The 19,535-nt window shown below is 73.0% G+C and carries 17 protein-coding genes; 6 read left to right on the forward strand and 11 right to left on the reverse strand.

All coding sequences use genetic code 11. From position 1 onward, the window contains the following. Positions 1–95 precede the first annotated feature (95 nt). The 4 genes from ABD234_RS13065 to ABD234_RS13080 are packed head-to-tail and all read right to left on the reverse strand — an operon-like array spanning position 96 to position 4,042. Positions 96–641 carry a DinB family protein gene (locus ABD234_RS13065; protein WP_344356948.1) on the reverse strand — a complete coding sequence of 182 codons (546 nt, stop codon included), beginning with the start codon at positions 639–641 and terminating at the stop codon, positions 96–98. After that, entirely contained in the window at positions 601–1,746 is a 1,146-nt protein-coding gene (locus tag ABD234_RS13070) for a flavin monoamine oxidase family protein (RefSeq protein ID WP_344356951.1), read from the reverse strand. The genes ABD234_RS13065 and ABD234_RS13070 overlap by 41 nt, the downstream gene beginning before the upstream one ends. Next, positions 1,743–3,008 (reverse strand): MFS transporter, encoded by a 1,266-nt coding sequence (locus ABD234_RS13075; protein WP_344356954.1) that lies wholly within the window; start codon positions 3,006–3,008, stop codon positions 1,743–1,745. Before ABD234_RS13075 ends, ABD234_RS13070 begins: the two co-directional genes overlap by 4 nt. After that, positions 3,005–4,042: an alcohol dehydrogenase catalytic domain-containing protein gene (locus ABD234_RS13080; RefSeq protein WP_344356957.1), complete on the reverse strand. Its 1,038-nt coding sequence runs from the start codon at positions 4,040–4,042 to the stop codon at positions 3,005–3,007. The genes ABD234_RS13075 and ABD234_RS13080 overlap by 4 nt, the downstream gene beginning before the upstream one ends. A 113-nt stretch (positions 4,043–4,155) precedes the next feature. Between ABD234_RS13080 and ABD234_RS13085 the strand changes: the two genes are divergently transcribed. Together ABD234_RS13085 and ABD234_RS13090 are read left to right on the forward strand one after the other, a co-directional pair. Then, the gene (locus tag ABD234_RS13085; RefSeq protein WP_344356959.1) at positions 4,156–5,037 is read left to right on the forward strand and encodes a LysR family transcriptional regulator; all 882 of its coding nucleotides are present in this window, start codon (positions 4,156–4,158) and stop codon (positions 5,035–5,037) included. Between the two features lie 140 nt (positions 5,038–5,177). Then, entirely contained in the window at positions 5,178–5,507 is a 330-nt protein-coding gene (locus ABD234_RS13090) for an SDR family NAD(P)-dependent oxidoreductase (RefSeq protein ID WP_344357364.1), read from the forward strand. An 81-nt stretch (positions 5,508–5,588) separates the two neighbouring features. On the opposite strand, the gene pdxS is transcribed toward ABD234_RS13090, so the two are convergent. After that, the gene (gene pdxS / locus ABD234_RS13095; RefSeq protein ID WP_344356962.1) at positions 5,589–6,488 is read right to left on the reverse strand and encodes a pyridoxal 5'-phosphate synthase lyase subunit PdxS; all 900 of its coding nucleotides are present in this window, start codon (positions 6,486–6,488) and stop codon (positions 5,589–5,591) included. A 120-nt stretch (positions 6,489–6,608) separates the two neighbouring features. On the opposite strand from pdxS, the gene ABD234_RS13100 reads away from it, so the two are divergent. Both ABD234_RS13100 and ABD234_RS13105 read left to right on the forward strand, forming a co-directional pair. After that, a complete protein-coding gene (locus ABD234_RS13100; RefSeq protein ID WP_344356965.1) occupies positions 6,609–7,955 on the forward strand; it encodes an aminotransferase class I/II-fold pyridoxal phosphate-dependent enzyme in 1,347 nt (448 codons plus the stop codon). A 481-nt stretch (positions 7,956–8,436) separates the two neighbouring features. Next, a complete protein-coding gene (locus ABD234_RS13105; RefSeq protein ID WP_344356967.1) occupies positions 8,437–8,841 on the forward strand; it encodes a hypothetical protein in 405 nt (134 codons plus the stop codon). Positions 8,842–8,874: 33 nt separating this feature from the next. Here the strand turns inward: ABD234_RS13105 and ABD234_RS13110 are convergent, their stop codons facing one another. The 3 genes from ABD234_RS13110 to ABD234_RS13120 are packed head-to-tail and all read right to left on the reverse strand — an operon-like array spanning position 8,875 to position 12,677. Further along, on the reverse strand, positions 8,875–10,740 hold the full coding sequence (locus tag ABD234_RS13110) for a putative nucleotidyltransferase substrate binding domain-containing protein (RefSeq protein ID WP_344356970.1): 1,866 nt from the start codon (positions 10,738–10,740) through the stop codon (positions 8,875–8,877). Continuing rightward, positions 10,737–11,330, reverse strand: a complete 594-nt coding sequence (locus ABD234_RS13115; RefSeq protein WP_344356973.1) for a TetR/AcrR family transcriptional regulator — start codon at positions 11,328–11,330, stop codon at positions 10,737–10,739. Before ABD234_RS13115 ends, ABD234_RS13110 begins: the two co-directional genes overlap by 4 nt. A gap of 21 nt (positions 11,331–11,351) precedes the next feature. Beyond that, a complete protein-coding gene (locus ABD234_RS13120; protein WP_344356976.1) occupies positions 11,352–12,677 on the reverse strand; it encodes an MFS transporter in 1,326 nt (441 codons plus the stop codon). Positions 12,678–12,871: 194 nt separating this feature from the next. Between ABD234_RS13120 and ABD234_RS13125 the strand changes: the two genes are divergently transcribed. Further along, the gene (locus ABD234_RS13125; protein WP_344356980.1) at positions 12,872–15,076 is read left to right on the forward strand and encodes a glycoside hydrolase family 3 C-terminal domain-containing protein; all 2,205 of its coding nucleotides are present in this window, start codon (positions 12,872–12,874) and stop codon (positions 15,074–15,076) included. Between the two features lie 3 nt (positions 15,077–15,079). Here ABD234_RS13125 and ABD234_RS13130 read toward each other — a convergent pair whose 3' ends face one another. The 3 genes from ABD234_RS13130 to ABD234_RS13140 are packed head-to-tail and all read right to left on the reverse strand — an operon-like array spanning position 15,080 to position 17,936. Further along, complete coding sequence (locus ABD234_RS13130; RefSeq protein ID WP_344356982.1) at positions 15,080–15,868, reverse strand: hypothetical protein; 789 nt, start codon at positions 15,866–15,868, stop codon at positions 15,080–15,082. Then, positions 15,865–17,115: a galactokinase family protein gene (locus ABD234_RS13135; RefSeq protein WP_344356985.1), complete on the reverse strand. Its 1,251-nt coding sequence runs from the start codon at positions 17,113–17,115 to the stop codon at positions 15,865–15,867. The genes ABD234_RS13130 and ABD234_RS13135 overlap by 4 nt, the downstream gene beginning before the upstream one ends. Beyond that, on the reverse strand, positions 17,112–17,936 hold the full coding sequence (locus ABD234_RS13140) for a nucleotidyltransferase family protein (RefSeq protein WP_344356987.1): 825 nt from the start codon (positions 17,934–17,936) through the stop codon (positions 17,112–17,114). The genes ABD234_RS13135 and ABD234_RS13140 overlap by 4 nt, the downstream gene beginning before the upstream one ends. A 107-nt stretch (positions 17,937–18,043) precedes the next feature. Between ABD234_RS13140 and ABD234_RS13145 the strand changes: the two genes are divergently transcribed. Beyond that, positions 18,044–19,534: a glutamate-cysteine ligase family protein gene (locus ABD234_RS13145; protein WP_038373368.1), complete on the forward strand. Its 1,491-nt coding sequence runs from the start codon at positions 18,044–18,046 to the stop codon at positions 19,532–19,534. Position 19,535 lies beyond the last annotated feature (1 nt).

A 19,535-nucleotide genomic window follows, 5' to 3' on the forward strand; every position in this document is an offset into this window, starting at 1 on the left:
ATGACGGACCGGCCCCCAGGTCGCCGGTGCCGACGACCTCGGTGCACCGCGGCTCAGCGGCACTGCCACTCTGCAGCGCCCACCAGCGGTCTCGGTCAGCGCAGAGGGTTCAGGAGGAGGTAGCCGTCGACGCGGCACAGGGCATCGCCGGCGGGATCTTCGGGCAGCGCGTGGCCGAGGTTCTGGGCGCGGACCTCGGAGATCCATTGGTCGTGCTGGTACTCGTGGTTGATGATCGCGGTCAGCATGTGGCCGGCGATGACGGTGAGCTGGTCGGGTGCTCCGACGCGGCCGGCGGCGATCGCGCCGACCCTGTCATGGACGCGTTCGGCCACGGTGGTGCGGAACCAGCGCAGCCGGTCGATCGTCGGCAGCGCTCCGCGGAACTGCTCGGGGTTGGCTGAGTCCATGATGCCGTCCAGGTCCGGGTCGGGGCTCGGCTCGGCAGCGGTGAGGTTGCGGATCATGAAGTGTGCGACGTGAGCCTGGTGACCCAGGTGCCAGCCGATGGCGGAGGAGTTCTCGTGGGGCCTCCAGACCACCTCGTCGGGGGTGAGGTCGCTCCAGAGGTCCTCGGTATAGGCGCAGGCGCGGTCGTATTCAGCGAGCAGTTCGGTCAGCGGCTTCAGATGGTCGGTCATGGTTCGGGCCTTTCGATGCGGGTCTGCGGGCGGATGCGGCAGGTCTGCGGCTGCGGATGGCCTCGGCGGCGTGGAGTCCGGCGAGGATGGCCCCCTCGAGGTGGCCGGCGTACGCCGGTGCGGTCTCGGTGGCCGCCCAGTGGATCCGGTCGTGGACCGGGCGCTGGAACGCAGGGTGACCGAACGTGCCGGTGCCGACGTCGGCCGTGCGTCGCGGCTGCGTGAACCGCTCGGCGCTCCAGTCGGCCGTGCGGACCTCTCGCGGGCGGGCGGCATCCGTGCCGAACAGCCTGATGAGCTGATCCTGGAAGACGGATGCGATGCCGTCGTCGTCCTGCACCGGCAGTCCGGCGGCCGGAGCGAATCCGAAGATCGCGGCGGGGGTGCCGTCGGGGCCGCTGTGGTCGTGGAACTCCCGGAAGGGGCCGGCGTGGCTGATGGCGGAGCCGGAGAGTCCTCGGAACCGCCAGAACGGCTCGTCGAAGACGGCGACGGCCTTGACCACGCCGCCCATCCACACCGCGGTCCGCTCGGCGATGCGTCGCAGTCCGGTCGGCAGGTCGGGGGAGAACGTGATGGTCTCCGCGGCCAGCGCCGGAGGCACGGCCAGGACCACGTGCTCGGCCTGGAGCTCGCCCGACCTCGCCCCGACCCGCACGCCGTCCGGACCTGCGACGATCGACTCGACGGGATCCTCCAGGCGGAGGGCTCCGGCGGGGAGGCGCCGGGCCTGTGCGTCCAGGAGGCTCTGCGCGCCGCGGGTGAACCGCGACGCGGGGGCGTCGACGGGGTTGCCGTCCAGCCGCTGCACGGCGCGCGCCTCGTAGAGGGCGTCGCCGACGATGTGCTGGGGGAAGGTGCCGATCCCGAGCCGGTCCGTCATCGTCCGGATGCAGGGTTCGTCGGACCAGAACCAGGTGGCTCCGAGATCGATCGCCCCGCCATCGACGGACAGGGAGCGGGCGCGACCTCCGATGCGGTCTCGGGCCTCCAGGACGGTCACGGCCAGCCCGGCCTCGGCGAGAGCGATCGCGGCGCTGAGCCCGGCAGCTCCCCCGCCGACGATGGCGACGTCGACGCGCGTCGGCTGCACGCCCGCGGTCACGGCGTCGGCCCTTCCGGATGGGGGCGGCGGACGATGAGGAGCGCCGTCAGCGGAAGAAGGGCGCCGATCGCCAGGATCGAGAGGACCGAGAACGAGGTCGCCGCGAGCAGCGGTCCCGCGGCGAAGGCCGCGGTCGCGCCGCAGAGGTTCGACAGCGCATCCACCCCTCCCTGGGACGCCGCACGCGTGGCGACCGGCACGACGGAGCTGAACAGCGCGGACCCGGCCACGTTGATGAACGACCACCCCAGGCCGAGCAGGATCAGGGAGCCGATGATCCATCCGGTGCCGTCCGGCCGCGCCGCTCCGAGGACCAGGGAGGCGAGAAGGATGAGCAGGCCGATGAGGATCGTGGCCCGATGGCCGAGACGGTCGGTGAGCTGGCCCACGACCGGCGAGAAGGCGTACATGCCGACGATGTGGAGGCTGATGGTCAGGCCCACGATCTCGACCGAACCGCCCTGGTGGGTGATGTGGACCGGCGTCATCGTCATGATCGCGACCATGACGATCTGGGCGGAGACGATCGCCAGGACCGCGTAGCGCGCTCCGGGGTTGACCCGCAGCTCGCCGAGCATGCGGGCGATCGCCCCTCGTCCGCGCGGTCCGGCGGTCGGGACGACGACCTGACCGTGCGCCGCCAGCAGCGGGTCCGGCCGGAGCAGCGCGAAGGCCACCGCTCCGGCGATCGCCATGCAGACGGCGGCGACGAGGAACGCGCTGGCATAGAGGTCGAGTCCCACGGCGTCGCTGATGAGCCGTCCCGGCACGGCGAGGTTCGGGCCGAGCACGGATCCGATCGTCCCTACCCAGACGATGAGGGCGAGAGAACGCCCCTGGCGCTGCGGCTCGGCGAGGTCCGTGGCGGCGAACCGGGCCTGGAGGCTGACGGCGAGACCCGCTCCCATGAGGAACAGCCCGATGAAGAGGGGGATGACGAGCCGGCCCTGGGCGGCGACGACGAGCAGGGCGCTGCCTGCCGCGGCGGTCCACCACCCGGATGCGAGCGCGAACCGCCGTCCGCGGCGGGCGGCGAGGGTGCCCAGCGGCACGCCCATGAGCGCGGCGCCGAGCGTGCTGGCGGTCCGGGCGAGGCCCGCCCAGGCCTCGTTCTGGGTGATGTCCCCGGCGACGAGGATTCCGATCGAGGGCGCGACCCCGACTCCGACGGTGCCGATGATCTGCATGAGGACGAGGACGACGAGGGTGCGTCGCTGCAGACGGCTGCGGCCCGGCGAGCGGGTGAGCGGCGCGGCGGTCATGCGCTCGCCTCCTCATCGGGCCCGGTCGCGGCGAGGACGAGGCGGAATCGGGCCTCGCCACGGCGGAGAGCCTCCAGCGCGACCTGGGCCTGGTGCAGCGGGAGCACCTGGGAGACGGGCCGGATGCCGTGCTGCACGGCGAAGGCCATGGCCTGCTCGGTGTCGGCCGGGCTGCCGGTGAGGTGGCCGGTGACGGTGAGGGCGTGCATCACCATCGGTGCTACCGGCAGCTCGAGGGAGCCGGCGTCGACGCCGACCAGGATGAGACGTCCCCGAGGGCGCAGGCCCGTCAGGAGCTCGACGAGGGGCTCGGTGGACGAGGCGGTGCTGATGATCGCGTCGGCCCCGCCGAGGGCGTGCAGCGCCTGGCCGGGCGGCGTCGCGGCGCAGTCGAGGTACTCCTCGGCCCCGAGCTCGCGCGCGAGCTGCTCCCGCTCCGGACCGCGGGCGATCGCGATGACCTCATGGCCGCTCCGCGCGGCGACCTGGAGGGCGAGGTGGCCCAGACCGCCGATGCCGAACACGGCGATCCGTCCCCCGGCGGGGACGCCCGAACCGCGGACGGCGTTGAAGGCGGTGACCCCGGCGCAGCCCATCGGTGCGGCGTCGACGAAGGAGAGACCGTCGGGGATGCGGGCGAGAGCGTCGGCAGGGACGAGGAGCCGACGGGACCAGCCGCCCGGATAGCTGATGCCGGGGATCCGGCGCTCGGGGCAGTGCACGACGTCCCCGCTCCGGCATGCGCGGCAATGGCCGCAGCTGCCGCCGAACCAGCCGACGGCGACCCTGTCGCCGATCCGCCAGCGATCCACGCCCTCGCCGAGCTCGACGACCGTCCCGGCCGCCTCGTGGCCCGGCGTGACCGGGAGGTCGACCCCGTCCGCGGCGGCCGTCCCGAGGTCGGCACGGCACAGGCCGCTCGCGACGACCGCGACGGACACCCAGCCCGGAGGCGGCGGCCGGACCTCGACCTGGTCGGCGACCAGAGGGCCGTCTGGTGCGTGGACCCGGATCGTCGTCGCCGTGCTCGCCACTGCGTTCCTCCTCTGTTCCGACTGCGCTGCTCCGGCAGGGTAGGCGCGGGCAGACGGTCCCCGGTAGGTGACGAACGGGAATCGGGGGATAACATCTGTGTATGGCCGAACGGATGAGCACCGAGAGCATGCGCTACGTCCGAGCGGTGGCGGAGACGGGGTCCTTCAGCGCGGCGGCGAAGGCCTACGGAGTCACGCAGCCGGCGCTGTCCAACGGGATCGCCAAGCTCGAGGCCTCACTGGGCGAGAAGCTGTTCGACCGTTCGCCCCGGGGCGTGACGCCCACCCCGTTCGGGGAGACCATGCTGCCGCGGATCGAACGGGTCCTGGCCGCGCTCGATGACGTGCACGCCGAGGCCGTGCGGTGGAACGCGCCGAGACCCGGGTCGATCCGCGTCGGCGTCTCCCCGCTCATCGACCCCAAGCTCGTCGCCAGCGCGTATCGCGCCGTCTGCGACGAGCCCGGCCAGGACGTCCGACGCCAGCTCGTGCTGCGGGAGGCGAACATGAGCGAGCTGCGCGAGGCTCTCGTCGAGGGCGAGCTCGACATCATCGTCGTGCCGTCCGTGGAGCCGATGCCGCGGTACGAGCACCGGGTGATCGACTCCGAGCCCCTGGTCCTCGTCGAGCCCCACCCCGGGGAGGGCCCGGCTCGTCTGGACGACCTCGCCGGCCGACAGCTGATCCTGCTGCCCGACACCTGCGGACTCACGACGTTCACCCACAGCCTGCTCACGGAGCACGAGCTCGCGGTCACCGCCTACCCGGGCGAGGCGGGCAGCTATCGCGTCCTCGAGGAGTGGTCCCACCTCGGCCTGGGGTCCGCCATGCTGCCCAAGTCGAAGCTCGCGGCTCCCGACGCCCCGCACCGCGAGGTCCTCGACGCCGACGGCCGCGTCGTCGAGATCTTCTACGAGACCGTCTGGGACCCGAGCTCGCCGTTCGCCGACGAGCTGCGCGCCCTCGCCGACCGCCTCGTCCAGCCGAAGGACTGACCCGCGCCGCGCCCCTTGGTCATACACGTCGCCTATGACCGCACTCGCGGAACGCGCAGGCTTACCTCGCCACCGACCTGTTCACCCGGGACGTCGTCGGCGGGCACTCGCCGACGCTGAAGGCCGAGCCCGAGATCCGGATCCACGAGAACTCCTCCTCGGCCTGCTCGATGGCCAAGGCCGGTCTGCATTCGCTCACCCAGCACCTGGGCATGGAGCTCGCTCCGCACGGCATCCGGGTGAACGCGATCGCGCCCGCGGTCGTGCGGACCCCGATCTACGAAGGCTTCATCCCCGAGGACGAGGTCGACAGCGCCATCAGCGACTTCGACTCCTTCCATCCCATCGGCCGCGTCGGCACGCCGGAGGAGGTCGCCGAGATCGTCGCCTTCCTCCTCTCGGACGCCACGGACTGGGTCACCGGCGCGATCTGGGACGCCGACGGCGGAGTCATGGCAGGACGGAGCTGAGCAGTCGGCGCGAAGGGCGCCGGATCGGTCGGCGACCGGGTCCAGGACGGAAACGGGCCGACGCTCCCGTCCTGGCACGGGTCACCAGCCCCGTTCGGCCAGCCGGTGCGGAGCCGGGATGTCGGCGACGTTGATGCCGACCATCGCCTCGCCGAGCCCGCGCGAGGCCTGGGCGATCACCGCCGGGTCGTCGTGGAAGGTGGTGGCCTTGACGATCGCGGCGGCGCGGGCGGCGGGGTCGCCGGAGCGGAAGATCCCGGAGCCGACGAACACGCCGTCGGCGCCCAGCTGCATCATCATGGCGGCATCGGCCGGGGTGGCGACGCCGCCGGCGGTGAACAGCACGACCGGCAGCGAGCCGGCCTCGGCGACCTCGCGCACCAGCTCGTAGGGGGCCTGCAGCTCCTTCGCGGCGACGAACAGCTCGTCGGGGTTCGAGGCGAGGGTGGCCTGGAGGTCCGCGATCTGCGCGCGGATGGTGCGGATGTGCTTGGTCGCCTCGGAGACGTCGCCGGTGCCGGCCTCGCCCTTGGAGCGGATCATGGCCGCGCCCTCGGTGATGCGGCGCAGCGCCTCGCCCAGGTTCGTGGCCCCGCACACGAAGGGGACCTTGAAGGAGCGCTTGTCGATGTGGTGGACGTAGTCCGCCGGGGAGAGCACCTCCGACTCGTCGATGTAGTCCACGCCCAGCTCCTGCAGGACCTGCGCCTCGACGAAGTGGCCGATGCGGGCCTTGGCCATGACAGGGATGGAGACGGCCTCGATGATGCCGTCGATGAGGTCGGGGTCGCTCATGCGGGCCACGCCGCCCTGCGCGCGGATGTCCGCGGGCACCCGCTCGAGGGCCATGACGGCCACGGCGCCGGCGTCCTCGGCGATGCGCGCCTGCTCCGCGGTGACGACGTCCATGATGACGCCGCCCTTGAGCATCTCCGCGAGGCCGCGCCCCACCACGCCCGCTCCGGTGATCTCCTGTGCCATGTGCCCGCTCCCGCCGTCCGACTTTGATCTATGCCAAAACAGATCATGACCCATGTCGAAGCCGGGCGCCAGCGGGCGTCCGTCCCGTGGACGGCGCGGGGCACCCCTAGACTCGACCGGGTGAGCGAGCAGACCAGCACCCCGGCGGCCGCGAGGATCGCCGGCAGCACCGCGGCGGAGATCGCCGACAGCGTGCGCGAGCTCATCGACCGCGGCCACTTCTCCCCCGGCGACCCGCTGCCGCCCGTGCGCGCCCTCGCCGAGCGCCTGGGGGTGAACCGCAACACCGCTGTCGCCGCCTACCGGCGCCTGGCCCGCTCCGGCGCGGTCGTCTCCCAGGGCCGTGCCGGCACGCGGGTGAGCCGCCCCGCCCCGCCCGCGCAGGAGGGCTACGCCGCCGCCGGGGCGCTGCGCGACGTCGGCACCGGCAACCCCTGCCCGGCGCTCATCCCCGACCTCGCCCCCGCCCTGCAGTCCGCGGCCGGGCGCCCCGTGCTCTACGGCGAGGCCGTGATCGACCCCGGCTTCGAGGCCTGGGCCCGCTCCTGGATGGCGCCCGATGTCCCCGTCGAGGCCGATGCCCTGCGCCTGACCCTCACCAGCGGCGCGGTCGACGCGGTCGAGCGCCTGCTCAGCCAGGCCCTCATGCGCGACGACGCGATCGCCCTGGAGGACCCCTGCTTCCTCGCGAGCATCCAGACGGTGCGCCTGGGCGGGTACCGCGCGGTCCCCGTCCCGGTGGACGCCGAGGGCATGACCGTCGAGGGGCTGCGCGCCGCGCTGGACCAGGGGGTCCGCGCGGTGGTGTGCACGCCGCGGGCCCAGAACCCCACGGGCGCCTCCCGCAGCGCGGCCCGCGCCGCGGCGCTGCGCGAGGTCCTGGCCGAGCATCCGTACGTGCTGGTCATCGAGGACGACTACTACTCGATGCTGTCGCGCCACCCGTTCCACACGATCATCGGCCCGGAGCACCGGCGCTGGGCGCTGGTGCGCTCGGTCTCGAAGTTCGCGGGACCGGACCTGTGCCTCGCCGTCGCCGCCACGGACCCCCGCACCGCCGAGCGCCTGGCGCTGCGGCTCGGCTCGGGGACGACGTGGGTCAGCCACCTCCTGCAGCGGATCGGCCACGCGGTGCTGCGCGACCCGGCCGCGCTCGCGCTCATCGAGCGCGCCGGGGCGCACTACGCCGCGCGCAACGCGGACTTCGCGGGCCGCCTGGCTCGCCACGGCATCGTCGTGCCGCCCGGGGACGGGCTCAGCCTGTGGGTCCCCGTGCCGGTCCCCGCGCGCCAGGTCGCCGATCGGCTCATGCGCCGCGGCTGGCTGGCCCGCACCGGGGACGAGTTCCAGCTCGACCCCGAGTCCGGGCCCTCGCACCACCTGCGCCTGACCGTCCACGACCTCCCCGAGGCCGATGCCGAGCAGCTCGCCGCCGACGTCGCCGCCGCGGCCGCGGAGGCCGGCTGAGGTCCCATAGCCTTCTCGAACCAGCTCGGGCAGCAGTATCGCGTGGCGAGATCTTCCGCAAGACCCGGCGTCGCGCTGGAATCGGAACCTCACGGCCAACGGGCCCTAGGGGTCACGTCCACGCACGATCAGTCCCCCGCCGCCCCGTCGACTCAGGACCGCGATTCCTCGAGGCCGAGGATGTCGGCGGCAGCCCACAGCCGCGACGGACCCCAGATTATGTAACAAATAGGCAACTGTGGTTGCACCTGCAGTCACGCACGATAGAGTCACGGCAGGCGGTAGAAGCAGCACCGAAACACGCGGGGATCATGTTTCGCAAGTCCACCATTTCGGAGCGTGCATGCGGCCACGGATTCAGTGAATACGAAGCACCCCCGGACCACGGTTGCCATCGGCCCACCTCGGCGCGAATGGAACATCTGGATCACGGGCAGAGCCGGATTCACCGAGCAGCACGCAGCTTCGAGCACGCGAACCGGTGAGGACATCGTGGCCGCCTGCTGATGCAGGATATGGGCCCGACCGGGCCGCCGATGTCACCGAAAGGATTGAATTGCATACAGTAGTAGCCTCGGGATTTCTCACAGGAGCGAGAATTGCAGGCGAACCCGACCCGGAGGGAATTGACAGCGGGGTCGTCCTCAATTTCGAGTCCTCGTCGATGCTCGGCGGAGAAGTCAAGACTTTGTACCACGTCGACTGGTGGTGCAGCCGGAAAGCAGCTATGGCCTGGACCGAACTCTGGAGGAACTCCGAGGCACTCGACGTCGGACCACTGTGCTTCTTCGGTGGTGTCGCACGAATTCTTACAGGCACTGACGGCGTAACCCGCACCCACGTCTCTGCGCAATTCGTTGCCCTCGACATCGAAGTGGCCCGCTGACCGGCTGGGGATCACGTGGCCCGATCTGCTCTCCTAACCGAGAACCCCGGACTCCGCGGCCTGCCGCATCTGCGTCTGCGCGGAGCGGACGACGGCGAACGCCTCCTTGAGGTGGCCCCGGTCGAAGGCGGTCATCGCCTCGGGCGTGAGCTCGTCGGTGAGGATCAGCCCGCGCTCGCGGCGGGCCTGGCGGTGGCGCAGGCGGATCTCGCACAGGAGGGTCAGGGCGTTGTCGAGGTCACGGGCGGTCGCCGGCGGCAGCAGCCCGGCGCGCTGCGCGGCCTCGAGCCGCCGCGGGGACGCCGGGTCGATGCTCCCCGCGGCGAGGCCGTAGACGCGGGCGATGTCGACCACCGGGTCGATCCCGCCGCGGGCGATGTCGAGCACCTTCTGACCCTCCCCGTCGCGGCTGAGCACGAAGGTGCGGAAGAAGCCCAGCGGCGGTGCGACCTGGACGGCGTTCGCGGCGAGGGCCCGTACCAGGGTCCCGGGGCGGCGCAGCCGGGAGCGCAGCTGCGCGAGGAGCTCCTCGGCGAGGTCCTCGTCCCCGTGCAGGGCCCGCAGGTCCAGGAGGGCGGAGACCTCGCGCAGCTCCTCGCGGTCGGCCTCCTCGATCCACCGCTGCAGGTACTCCCGCCAGGGGCCGATGGGCTGGCGCCACCGCGGGTTCACGGCCAGGGGCCCCTCGCGCTGCTCGACGCCGCAGACCTCGAGCCCGCTGGTCACGCGTCGCGCGAGCTCGGAGAAGTACTGCTCGGCATCGGCCAGGGCGAACTCGTCGCCGGGGTCGAGGTCCTCGAGGACCAGGGCGCTGGCCTGCCCGCTGCCGAGGGACCATTCGCCGCGGGCCTGCGCCCCCACCGCCAGCCAGACGTACCCGCACGGCGGGGTGCCCAGGCGGCGCTCGGCGAGCGCCAGCAGGCGCCGCGTGCAGGCGTCGACGATGCTGGTGAGCACGTGGGTGACCTGCAGCGGCGGCAGCTCGGCCCCCAGCAGGGCGCCCTGCAGCTCCGGCAGGCCGCTCATCATGGTCGACAGCTCGATGATCGACTCGGCCTGGGCGACCCGGCCCGCGAGCGAGATCGCGGCCATGCTGTGGTGGTCGCGGAAGAGGTCCGCCGCCGAGACGATCCCGATCACCCGGCCGCCGTCGGTCACCGGCAGGTGGCGGATGTCGTTCTCGAGCATCACGACCATCGCCTCGTAGCCGGAGCGGTCCGCCGCGATGGTGCAGGGCTGCGGCGTCATCACCTGGCTGACGGGGGTGCGCAGGTCCCGGCCCGCGGCGACCACGCGGGTGCGCAGGTCGTGGTCGGTGACCACGCCGAGCAGCTCGCCGCCGGCGCTCACGCAGGCCAGGGAGGTGTCGTGGGCGTTCATGGCCGTCGCGGCCTCGCGCACCGTGGCTCCGGGCTCGACGTGCACCACCGCCCGGGTGACGAGGTCCCGGGTGCGGGCCGCGGTCGGCACGCCCACCGCGTCGACGACGCCGGTGCGGGTCATCGCGTGCTCGAGCCGCTGCGCGCTGCCGGCGAAGGCCGCCCGCACCTCGGGGACATCGGCCGCGAGCTGGGCGAGGATCGCCGCCGGGAAGCGGTAGAGGACGGTGTCCTCGAGCGCCGTGGCCCGGTAGGCGGTGGGCTCGTGCGCGGTCGCGGACCGCCGGCCGAAGAACTCGCCCTCCCCCAGCCGCGAGCGCAGCGCCCCGTCGCTCTCGCGCAGCTCGACGGCGCCGTGGCGCACCAGGTGGACGTCGGTGTTCCTCGCCCCGGCGGCGAAGATCTCCTCCCCGCGCCGGACCCTGCGGACCTCGCCGGCGGCGGCGATCGCCGCGGAGACCTCCGGCGGCATGCGGTCCAGCGGGGGGCACTGCGCCAGGAAGTCCTGCGAGACGCTCACCGATCACCCTCCTGCCAGGAGTCCTGGCGGATCATCCGCCACAGGCCGCGCAGCTGGGCCTCCATGTCGTGGGTGCGGTCCAGCAGCCACTGCTGCTGGGCGCCGTCGGCCGCCCCGATCAGCAGGCCGGCGGCCTGCTCGAGGTCCAGGTGCGGGCCGAGCTCGCCCCGCACCTGGTGGTCGCGCAGCGCGGAGACGAGGACGCGGCGCATCCACGCCAGGCGCTCGGTGAAGAACGCCTGGGCGGGATGGCCGGGGATCGTCGCCTCGGCGGAGAACTCGACGTAGAGCTGCACCAGCCCGGGCACCTGCGCGTTGTGCGAGATGATGGCGATGAACCCGTCGATGCCGGACTCCGGGGTGACGAACTCCGCCGCGTCCCGCTCGTCGCGGGCGCGGAGGATCTCGACGTAGAGGTCCTCCCGCGAGCCGAAGTAGTGCATGAGCCCGGTCTGGCTGAGCCCCACGGTCTCCGCGATCATCTTGTTCGTCGCATTGCGGCAGCCGGTGCGGGCCACCACCTCGAGGGCGACGTCGAGGATCTCCCGCCGTTTGGCGATGCCTTTCGCATAGGGGCCCCGGCTGCTCATGCCCTCAGGGTACAAGTCCGGCTATCGGACCCCCTTGATGAAGAAGATGACGATCGCGCCGGCCAGCGCCGAGCCGCCCGCGACGAACAGCAGCAGCGTGTAGTTCGGGTACGCGCCGACGTAGATCAGGGCGCCGCCGATGACGGGGGCGAGGGTCTGCGGCAGGGCGTTGGCGATGTTGAACACGCCCAGGTCCTTGCCCGCGTCGTCGGGATTGGGCAGCACGTCCGTGACCAGCGCCAGGTCGACGCCCACGTAGATGCCGTAGGCGAAGCCCAGCAGCACCTCGACCAGGAGGAACTGCGTCTCCGTGCTCACGCCGGCCAGCAGCACGGTGCCCAGGGCGAACAGCATCGTCGAGGACCAGACGAAGATCTTGCGCCGGCCGAGCAGGTCGGAGACCTTCCCGGCGATCCAGGCGGTCGCCACCAGGGCCAGGGTGTAGACCAGGACGCTCTGGGTGATCAGGCGGACGGTCTCGCCCTCGTCCAGCCCGAGCTCCCGCTGCAGGAAGAAGAAGCGGAAGGTGGTGAACATGAAGCTGCCCAGGGTGACCAGGAAGCGGGACCACCAGGCGAGCGCGAAGTCGGGGTAGCGGCGCGGGTCCACCCAAAAGGTCTCCGCCCACTCGCGCAGGGTCATCCGCGGCGGGGAGACGGGCAGCACCCTGTCCGGCAGCAGGAACGCGAAGACCACCATCGCGACGATCGCCAGCAGCGAGGGGCCGATGAACATCACCGGGATGTTGTCGATGAACAGCTCGGCGACGTAGGTGCCGCCGAGGATGCCGACGTTCTGCGCGATGCCCAGCAGCGCCGTGATGCTCCCGCGGCGGAACCGCGGCACCTGGTCGGCGATGGTCGCCACGAACGGCGCGAGCGTCATGTTCGCGCCGATCTGCGCGATGCCCCAGCCGAGGGTCGCCAGCAGCAGGCTCGGGGCGAGGCCCATGACGGCCAGGCCGACGGTCATGATGCTGGTGCCGGCGACGATCCAGGGACGGCGGCGCCCCCACCGGGACCGGGTGTGGTCCGAGAGCCGCCCGAAGACGACGTTCGCGACGACGGCGCAGGCCGCGCCGACGCCGGCGAGCACGGCCAGGGCGCCCTCGGCGCCGTCCTCCGCGATGACGCCGGCCCCGACCAGGGAGTTGATCTTCAACCCGACGCCGACGATCGCCGGGCCCAGCAGTGCGACGAAGAAGACGAACTGGGCGAGGATGAGGCCGATGACGTAGCGCCGCGGCGGCGGCTGCGTCGGCTCCTCGAACCAGTGGTGCTCTCCGCGCAGCCGCATCGCCGCTGTGACGCCGGACGGCGTTCCCGCCGCGGATCCGCTCGTGGTCATGACTGCCTCCATCGGCCCGGGGACGCCGTCGGACCTGCGGGCGTCCCGTGTGACGGCGAGTATGCACCCGAATCCCGGAGCATGCACGCTTTTCGCCGGATCCGCTCCGTGCCCGGGATCTCTTGACCGCGAAAACCTGGAGGGATACGGTTTCTCGATCACCCCGGCATCCGACGACGGCCCCAGGAGCACCCATGAGCGAGCACGTCACCTCCCGCGATCTCACCCTGGAGGAAAAGGCGTCCCTGACCAGCGGCCGCGACTTCTGGTCCCTCGAAGGCCTCGAGCGCCTCGGCGTCCCCTCGATCATGGTGACCGACGGCCCGCACGGGCTGCGCAAGCAGCGCACCGGCGGGGACCACGTCGGCCTCACCGACAGCGTGCCGGCCACCTGCTTCCCGCCCGCCGTGGGCCTGAGCGCCGCCTTCGACCCCGATCTCGCCCGCCGCGTGGGCGAGGCGCTCGGCCTCGAGGCCGCGATCGAGGACGTCGCCGTCCTGCTGGGCCCGGGCATCAACATCAAGCGCTCCCCGCTGTGCGGCCGGAACTTCGAGTACATGTCCGAGGACCCGATCGTCTCCGGAGAGATCGGCGCCGGCCTCGTGCAGGGGATCCAGTCCCGCGGCGTCGGCTCCTCGCTCAAGCACTTCGCGGTCAACAACCAGGAGACCGAGCGCCTGCGGGTCTCCGCCGATGTCGACCCGCGCCCGCTGCGGGAGATCTACCTGCGCGGCTTCCAGCGCGTGGTCCGCGACGCGCAGCCGTGGACGGTCATGTGCTCCTACAACCGCATCAACGGGGTGTACGCCTCCGAGGATCCGTGGCTGCTCACCGACGTCCTGCGCGGCGAGTGGGGCTTCGAGGGCGTGGTCGTCTCCGACTGGGGCGCGGTCGACGACCGCGTCGCGGGGCTGCCCGCGGGCCTGGATCTCGAGATGCCCTCCAGCGGCGGTCGCACCGACGCCCAGCTCGTCGCCGCCGTGCGCGAGGGCCGACTGGAGGAATCGGCCCTCGACCTCGCGGCCGATCGCCTCCTGGAGCTGATCCGCCGGGCCCAGGAGCGCCCCGCGCAGCCGGGTCCCCTGGACGTCGACGCCCATCATGCGCTGGCCCGCGAGGTCGCCGGGCGCGCCATCGTCCTGCTGAAGAACGAGGACGCGCTCCTCCCGCTCGCCCCCGAGGCCCGCCTCGCCGTCATCGGCGAGTTCGCCCGCACCCCGCGCTACCAGGGCGCGGGCTCCTCCCAGATCACCCCCACCCGCCTGGACGTCCCCCTCGAGGAGATCCGTGCGCTGTCCCGCGGCGAGGTCGGCTTCGCCCCCGGGTTCACGACCGACGGCTCCGGCGACGTCGCGGCCCTGCGCGCGGAGGCGGTCGAGCTCGCCGGGAAGGCGGAGGTCGCAGTGGTCTTCCTGGGCCTGCCCGACGCCGCCGAGTCCGAGGGCTACGACCGCGAGCACATCGACCTGCCCGCCGATCAGCTCGCACTGCTGGACGCCGTGCTGGAGGCGAACCCGCGCACCGTCGTGGTGCTCTCGAACGGCAGCGTCGTCGCGCTGCCCTTCGCCGACCGCGTGCCGGCGATCCTCGAGGGCTGGCTGCTGGGGCAGGCCGGCGGCGGCGCCCTGGCCGATGTCCTCCTCGGGGCGGTGAACCCCTCGGGCCGGCTCGCCGAGACCATCCCGCTGCGCCTGGAGGACACCCCCGCCTTCGGGAACTTCCCCGGCGAGCACGGGCACGTCCGCTACGGCGAGGGGCTGCTGGTGGGATACCGCTGGTACGACGCGAAGGACCTCGCGGTGCGCTACCCCTTCGGCCACGGCCTGTCGTACACGAGCTTCGCCTACGGCGAGGCGACCGCCGCCCTCACCGCCGCCGGCGACATCGCCGTGACGGTGCCCGTGACCAACACCGGCGACCAGGCCGGCCGCGAGGTCGTGCAGCTCTACACCGCCCTGCCGGGCTCGTCGGTGCAGCGCCCCCCGCGGGAGCTGAAGGCCTTCGCGAGCGTGGAGCTGGCACCCGGCGAGACCCGCCCGGTGGAGCTCCTGGTGCGCCGCGAGGACCTCGCGCACTGGGACGTCCGCGTCGAGCGCTGGATCGTGGAGGGCGGGACGTACACCCTCGAGATCGGCGCCTCCAGCCGCGACCTGCGCGCCGCCGCGAGCATCGAGGTCGAGGGGGATCCGGTGGACCTCCCGATCACCCTGTCCTCGACCTTCGAGGAGCTGCTCGCCCATCCGGTGGCCGGGCCCGCCCTGCAGGCCGCTCTCGACGCCCGCTACGGCGACGCGGACTCCCACCTGCTCACCATGATCGGCAACTTCCCCGTCGACCGGCTCGACGGCTTCCCGCTGCCGCGCGCGGAGCTCGAGGAGATCGTCGCGGCCGCCCGCTGAGCGCTAGGAGCGCGGCACCAGGCACACCACGAGCCCGCCCTCGCGCCAGAGGAGCTGGTGCTCGAGGGGGTCGCCGTCGATCTCGGCGTCGATGACATCGAGCCCCGTGCCCGCCGGCGCCCCGCGGAGGTCGCCGACGGCGACCGTCCCCTCCGGCAGATCGGCACCGGCGGTCGGGGCGGTCATCGCGCGCAGCGGGGCGTCCTCGGCGGCGCCCGTGCCCAGCAGGGCGTCGAAGAGATGCTCGTCCATCAGGGCGTGGGCCCGCTCGGCGCGCTCGCGCTCGTCCTCGGGGCCGTCCGCGTCCAGCGCCGCGAGGGTCGCCTCGAGCGCATCGGCGTAGCGCTGCAGGTAGCCGGCCAGGTCCGGGGCGGCCAGGCGCAGGGCGAGGTCCTCCCCGATGCCGTAGACCGCGCCGGGGGCGCCGTCCTCGTCCAGGGTGAGCACGACGGCGACGTCCGCTCCCTCGTGCAGGGGGTAGTAGCTGGTCGGTGGGCCGAGCAGGGTGTACGGGCCGACGTCCGCGCGCTCGGCGACCAGCAGGGTCAGGCCCGCCTCCCCGTGCACGGTCAGGCCGCCGATCTCCTCGACGACCTGCTCGAGGGCCGGCGGCGGGTCCCCGGCATCGACCTCGATCTCGCCCTCGGCGGCGAGGCCGGGGATGAGGGTGACGTCCCGCTCGTGGGTGCGGGCGAGGGAGCCCAGGCGCTCGATCACGGGGCGCAGCGGGGCCACCGGCAGCACGCCCGCGGTGTCCGGCCAGGACAGGCGGCGGGGGTCGAGGGCGCTCATGCGGTCACCTCCCGGCGGTGCGCGGCGCGTCCCGGGCGGGTGCGCAGCACGCGCGCGGCCCCCCGGTGCTGCGGGAACGCCGCGAGATAGGCGGCCTCCCAGTCCCGGGCGAAGGCATCGGCCTGCGCATCGGGGACCAGCGCCCAGACGCTGCCGCCGAATCCGGCGCCGAAGGCGCTCGCGGCCACCGCGCCGAGGGAGCGGGCGGTGCGCTGCAGGGCGATCGTCTCGGGGACCTGGTTGCCCAGGTGCTGCTCGGCGGCGGCCTGGGACTCGTCGACCAGGCGTCCCAGCTCCTCGAGGTCGCCGTCCTCGAGGGCGACGGCGGCCGCGGGCACCAGGCGCTCGGACTCGGCGAGGAACTGCTCGAGGCGGCCGGGCAGGTAGTCCTCGCCCGCGACGAGCCCGGCGATCGCGGCGGCCGAGGTGGGGGCGGTGGCGACGGCGGCGGCGAGGGTCGGATCCATCCGGGCGCGGTCCAGGTTCCAGCGGCGCAGGATCTCCGCGGCGGCGAGGGAGATGCGGTTGTAGTCCTCCCGGGCGGCGCCGGTCTTGTGCGCCTCCACCCCGCTGACCGCGATGACGAGGCAGTGGCCCTCCGGGAAGGGCACCTCCCGCTCGCGCTGCACCGGGCAGAAGGAGTACTGGACCAGGCCGCCCTCGGGCACGCAGAGCATGGCGGTGTGGTCCTCGCTGCCGCCGAAGGTGCCCACGCCGCGGTCCCCGGCCAGCTCCCCGAAGCTCTGTCCGTTCTCGAGGGTGCCGAGGTACTCGGCCAGGTGCTCGCGGTCCGGCACGGCGCGCACGAAGCGCGGGTCCTGTGCGATGCCCGAGAGGTCGATGAGCACCAGCGCCAGCCCCACGATCAGGGCCGAGGAGCTGGACATGCCGGCCGCGGGCGGCAGGGTGGAGGTGATCTCGACCTCGGCGCCTCGCAGCATGCCCGGGAAGTTCGCGTCCAGCCGCGCGGCGACGGTGCGGACGTAGCCGCTCCAGTGCCCGTCCTCGGCCGGCGCGGCCGCCGCCGGGGCGTCAAGGTCCAGCTCGACCGCGTCCTCGGCCAGGGAGGAGACCACGCGCAGCACGCGGTCCTCGCGGGCCCGGGCCGTGACCGTGTGGCCGAGGTCCACGGCGGCGAGCAGGGAGCGGCCCCCGGCGTAGTCGGTGTGCTTGCCCAGGAGCTCGACGCGGCCGGGCACGAACCAGGCGCTGGTGGTGAGCACGGGCGAGGCGGAGAGGCTGGTCACAGGGCGACCTCCACGGTCGAGAGAGCGTCCTGCACGGCGGAGACGTCCGCGCGCGAGGACATGTCCAGGACGCCGACGGCGGCCGGGACGACGGTCACGGGCTCGCCGTCCGCCACGAGCAGGCGGACGGCGTCGATGATCTCGAGCTCGCCGCGGGGCGAGGGCTCGACGCGGCCGCAGGCCGCGAAGATGGCGGGGGTGAACAGCCAGGCGTTCATGGAGATCGGCGCGTCCTCGCCGAAGGCGGCGAGGGTCTGCGCATCGGGCTTCTCGACGACGTCGGCCAGCAGGCCGTCCGCTCCCCTGCGCACGAGCGCGAAGGCGCGGATCCGCTCGGCGGGGATGTTCGAGCGCTCCAGCAGGGCGGCGCGGTCGAAGCCCAGCAGGGCGCTGCCCGGGGCGCCGGCGAGCGCCCGCAGCGCCTCGGCGGGGTAGTAGTTGTCCGAGTTCAGGACGATCACCCGGTCCTCGCCGGCGAAGTCGCGGGCGGCGGCGACGGCATCGGCGGTGCCGCGCGGCTCCTCCTGCACGGCGGTGCTCACGCGCACCCGCCCGCCGGAGGCCGCGGCGGCGTACTCGCGCAGCACCTCGTGCTCGGGGCCGATGACCAGGCAGACCTCCTGGATCCCGGCATCGGCCAGGGCGGAGATCACGTAGTCGAGGAAGGGCCGCCCGACGTCCATGAGGGCCTTCACGCCGGAGGCCGCGACGGCGGCCTGGGCGGAGCTGAGCTCTGCCGCGGCATCGTCGCGGCGCATGCGGGTGCCGAGCCCTCGGGCGAGGATGACGGCCTTGGTCGGGGCGGGGGGCGGAGTGCTCACCCGAGGATTGTACGGAGGTGCCTGCCCGGCGCGTGGGCCGCACTGCGCGCGTCCGGGGTCGGCGTGCCATCCTGGCCCTTCCTCGTCGCCTCTGTTCGGAGGTCCCCATGGGACGTGAGATCGGCTCCACCAGCTACACCCGCGCCCAGCGCACCGCGTACCGCCTCGAGCTGCGCCGCAACCTCGATCTGTTCGAGTCCTATCTGGACACCGCCGTGTTCGTGGTGGACGGCACGATCGGCATGGAGCTGGAGATGAACCTCGTCGACGAGGCGCTCCAGCCGGCGCTCACCTCGGTGGAGGTGCTCGACGAGCTCGCGGACGAGGACTACGTCCACGAGATCGGGCGCTACAACGTCGAGGTCAACCTCCCGGTGACCCATCCCGGCGGCGGCGGCCTGCAGCGCCTCGAGGAGGACGTCGAGGACCGGATGCGCCGGGCCGATGCCGCCGCCCGCGCCCACGGCAGCCGGATCGTGCCGATCGGGCATCTGCCCACCATCTCCGAGGAGCTGCTCTCCGGCGAGTCGTGGCGCTCCCCCGGCGCGCGCTACGACGCCCTGGACAAGATCGTCCTCGAGGCGCGCGGCGAGGAGATCCATCTCCGCATCGAGGGCGAGGGCCGCGGCCTGGACGCCCTGTTCGACTCGATCTCCCCCGAATCCGCCTGCACCTCGATGCAGCTGCACCTGCAGGTCGCCCCGGAGAAGTTCGCGGCGGCCTGGAACGCCGCGCAGGCGATCGCCGGACCTCAGGTCGCCCTCGGGGCGAACGCCCCCTTCCTGCTGGGGAAGCGGCTGTGGCACGAGACCCGCATCCCGGCGTTCGTGCAGTCCCTGGACACCCGCCCGCCGGAGTACGCCGAGCAGGGCGTGCGCCCGCGCGTGTGGTTCGGCGAGCGCTGGATCACCTCGATGTTCGACCTCTTCGAGGAGAACGTGCGCATGTTCCCGGCGCTGATCCCGGAGACGCGGACGATGGCCGAGGAGCCGCTGCTGACCGAGGGGGCCGCCCCGCGCCTGCACGAGCTGATGCTGCACAACGGCACCGTCTGGCGCTGGAACCGGCCCATCTACGATCCCGGCACCGACACCCCGCACCTGCGGCTGGAGAACCGCCTGCTGCCGGCGGGGCCGACGTCCCTGGACATGGCGGCGAACGCGGCGTTCTTCTACGGGCTGGTCCACTCCCTGCTGGGCGAGCGGCGGCCGCTGTGGTCGCGGATGAGCTTCGAGCAGGCCTCCGACGCCTTCCTGGCATGCTCCCGGTGGGGCCTGGAGGCGCGGATCCGCTGGCCGCGGATCGGCCGGGTGCGGGTCGCGGACCTGCTGGTGGACCACCTGATCCCCCAGGCCATGGACGGCCTGAAGGATCTCGGGGCCGATCCGGCGGTCGCCGCCCGCTACGGCGAGGTGCTGCTGGGCCGCGCCCGCACGGGACGCAACGGCGCCCGCTGGCAGATCGACACCGTGGGCTCCCTCGAGCTGCACGGCGCGAGCCGCCCCGAGGCTCTCGCGGAGATGACCCGGCTGTACATCGAGGGGGTCTGGTCCGGCTCCCCCGTGCACGAGTGGCCGATGCCGGCGCGGCGCCGCTGAG

The sequence above is a fragment of the Brachybacterium phenoliresistens genome, from assembly GCF_039530785.1.
Taxonomy (GTDB): Bacteria; Actinomycetota; Actinomycetes; order Actinomycetales; family Dermabacteraceae; genus Brachybacterium; species Brachybacterium phenoliresistens.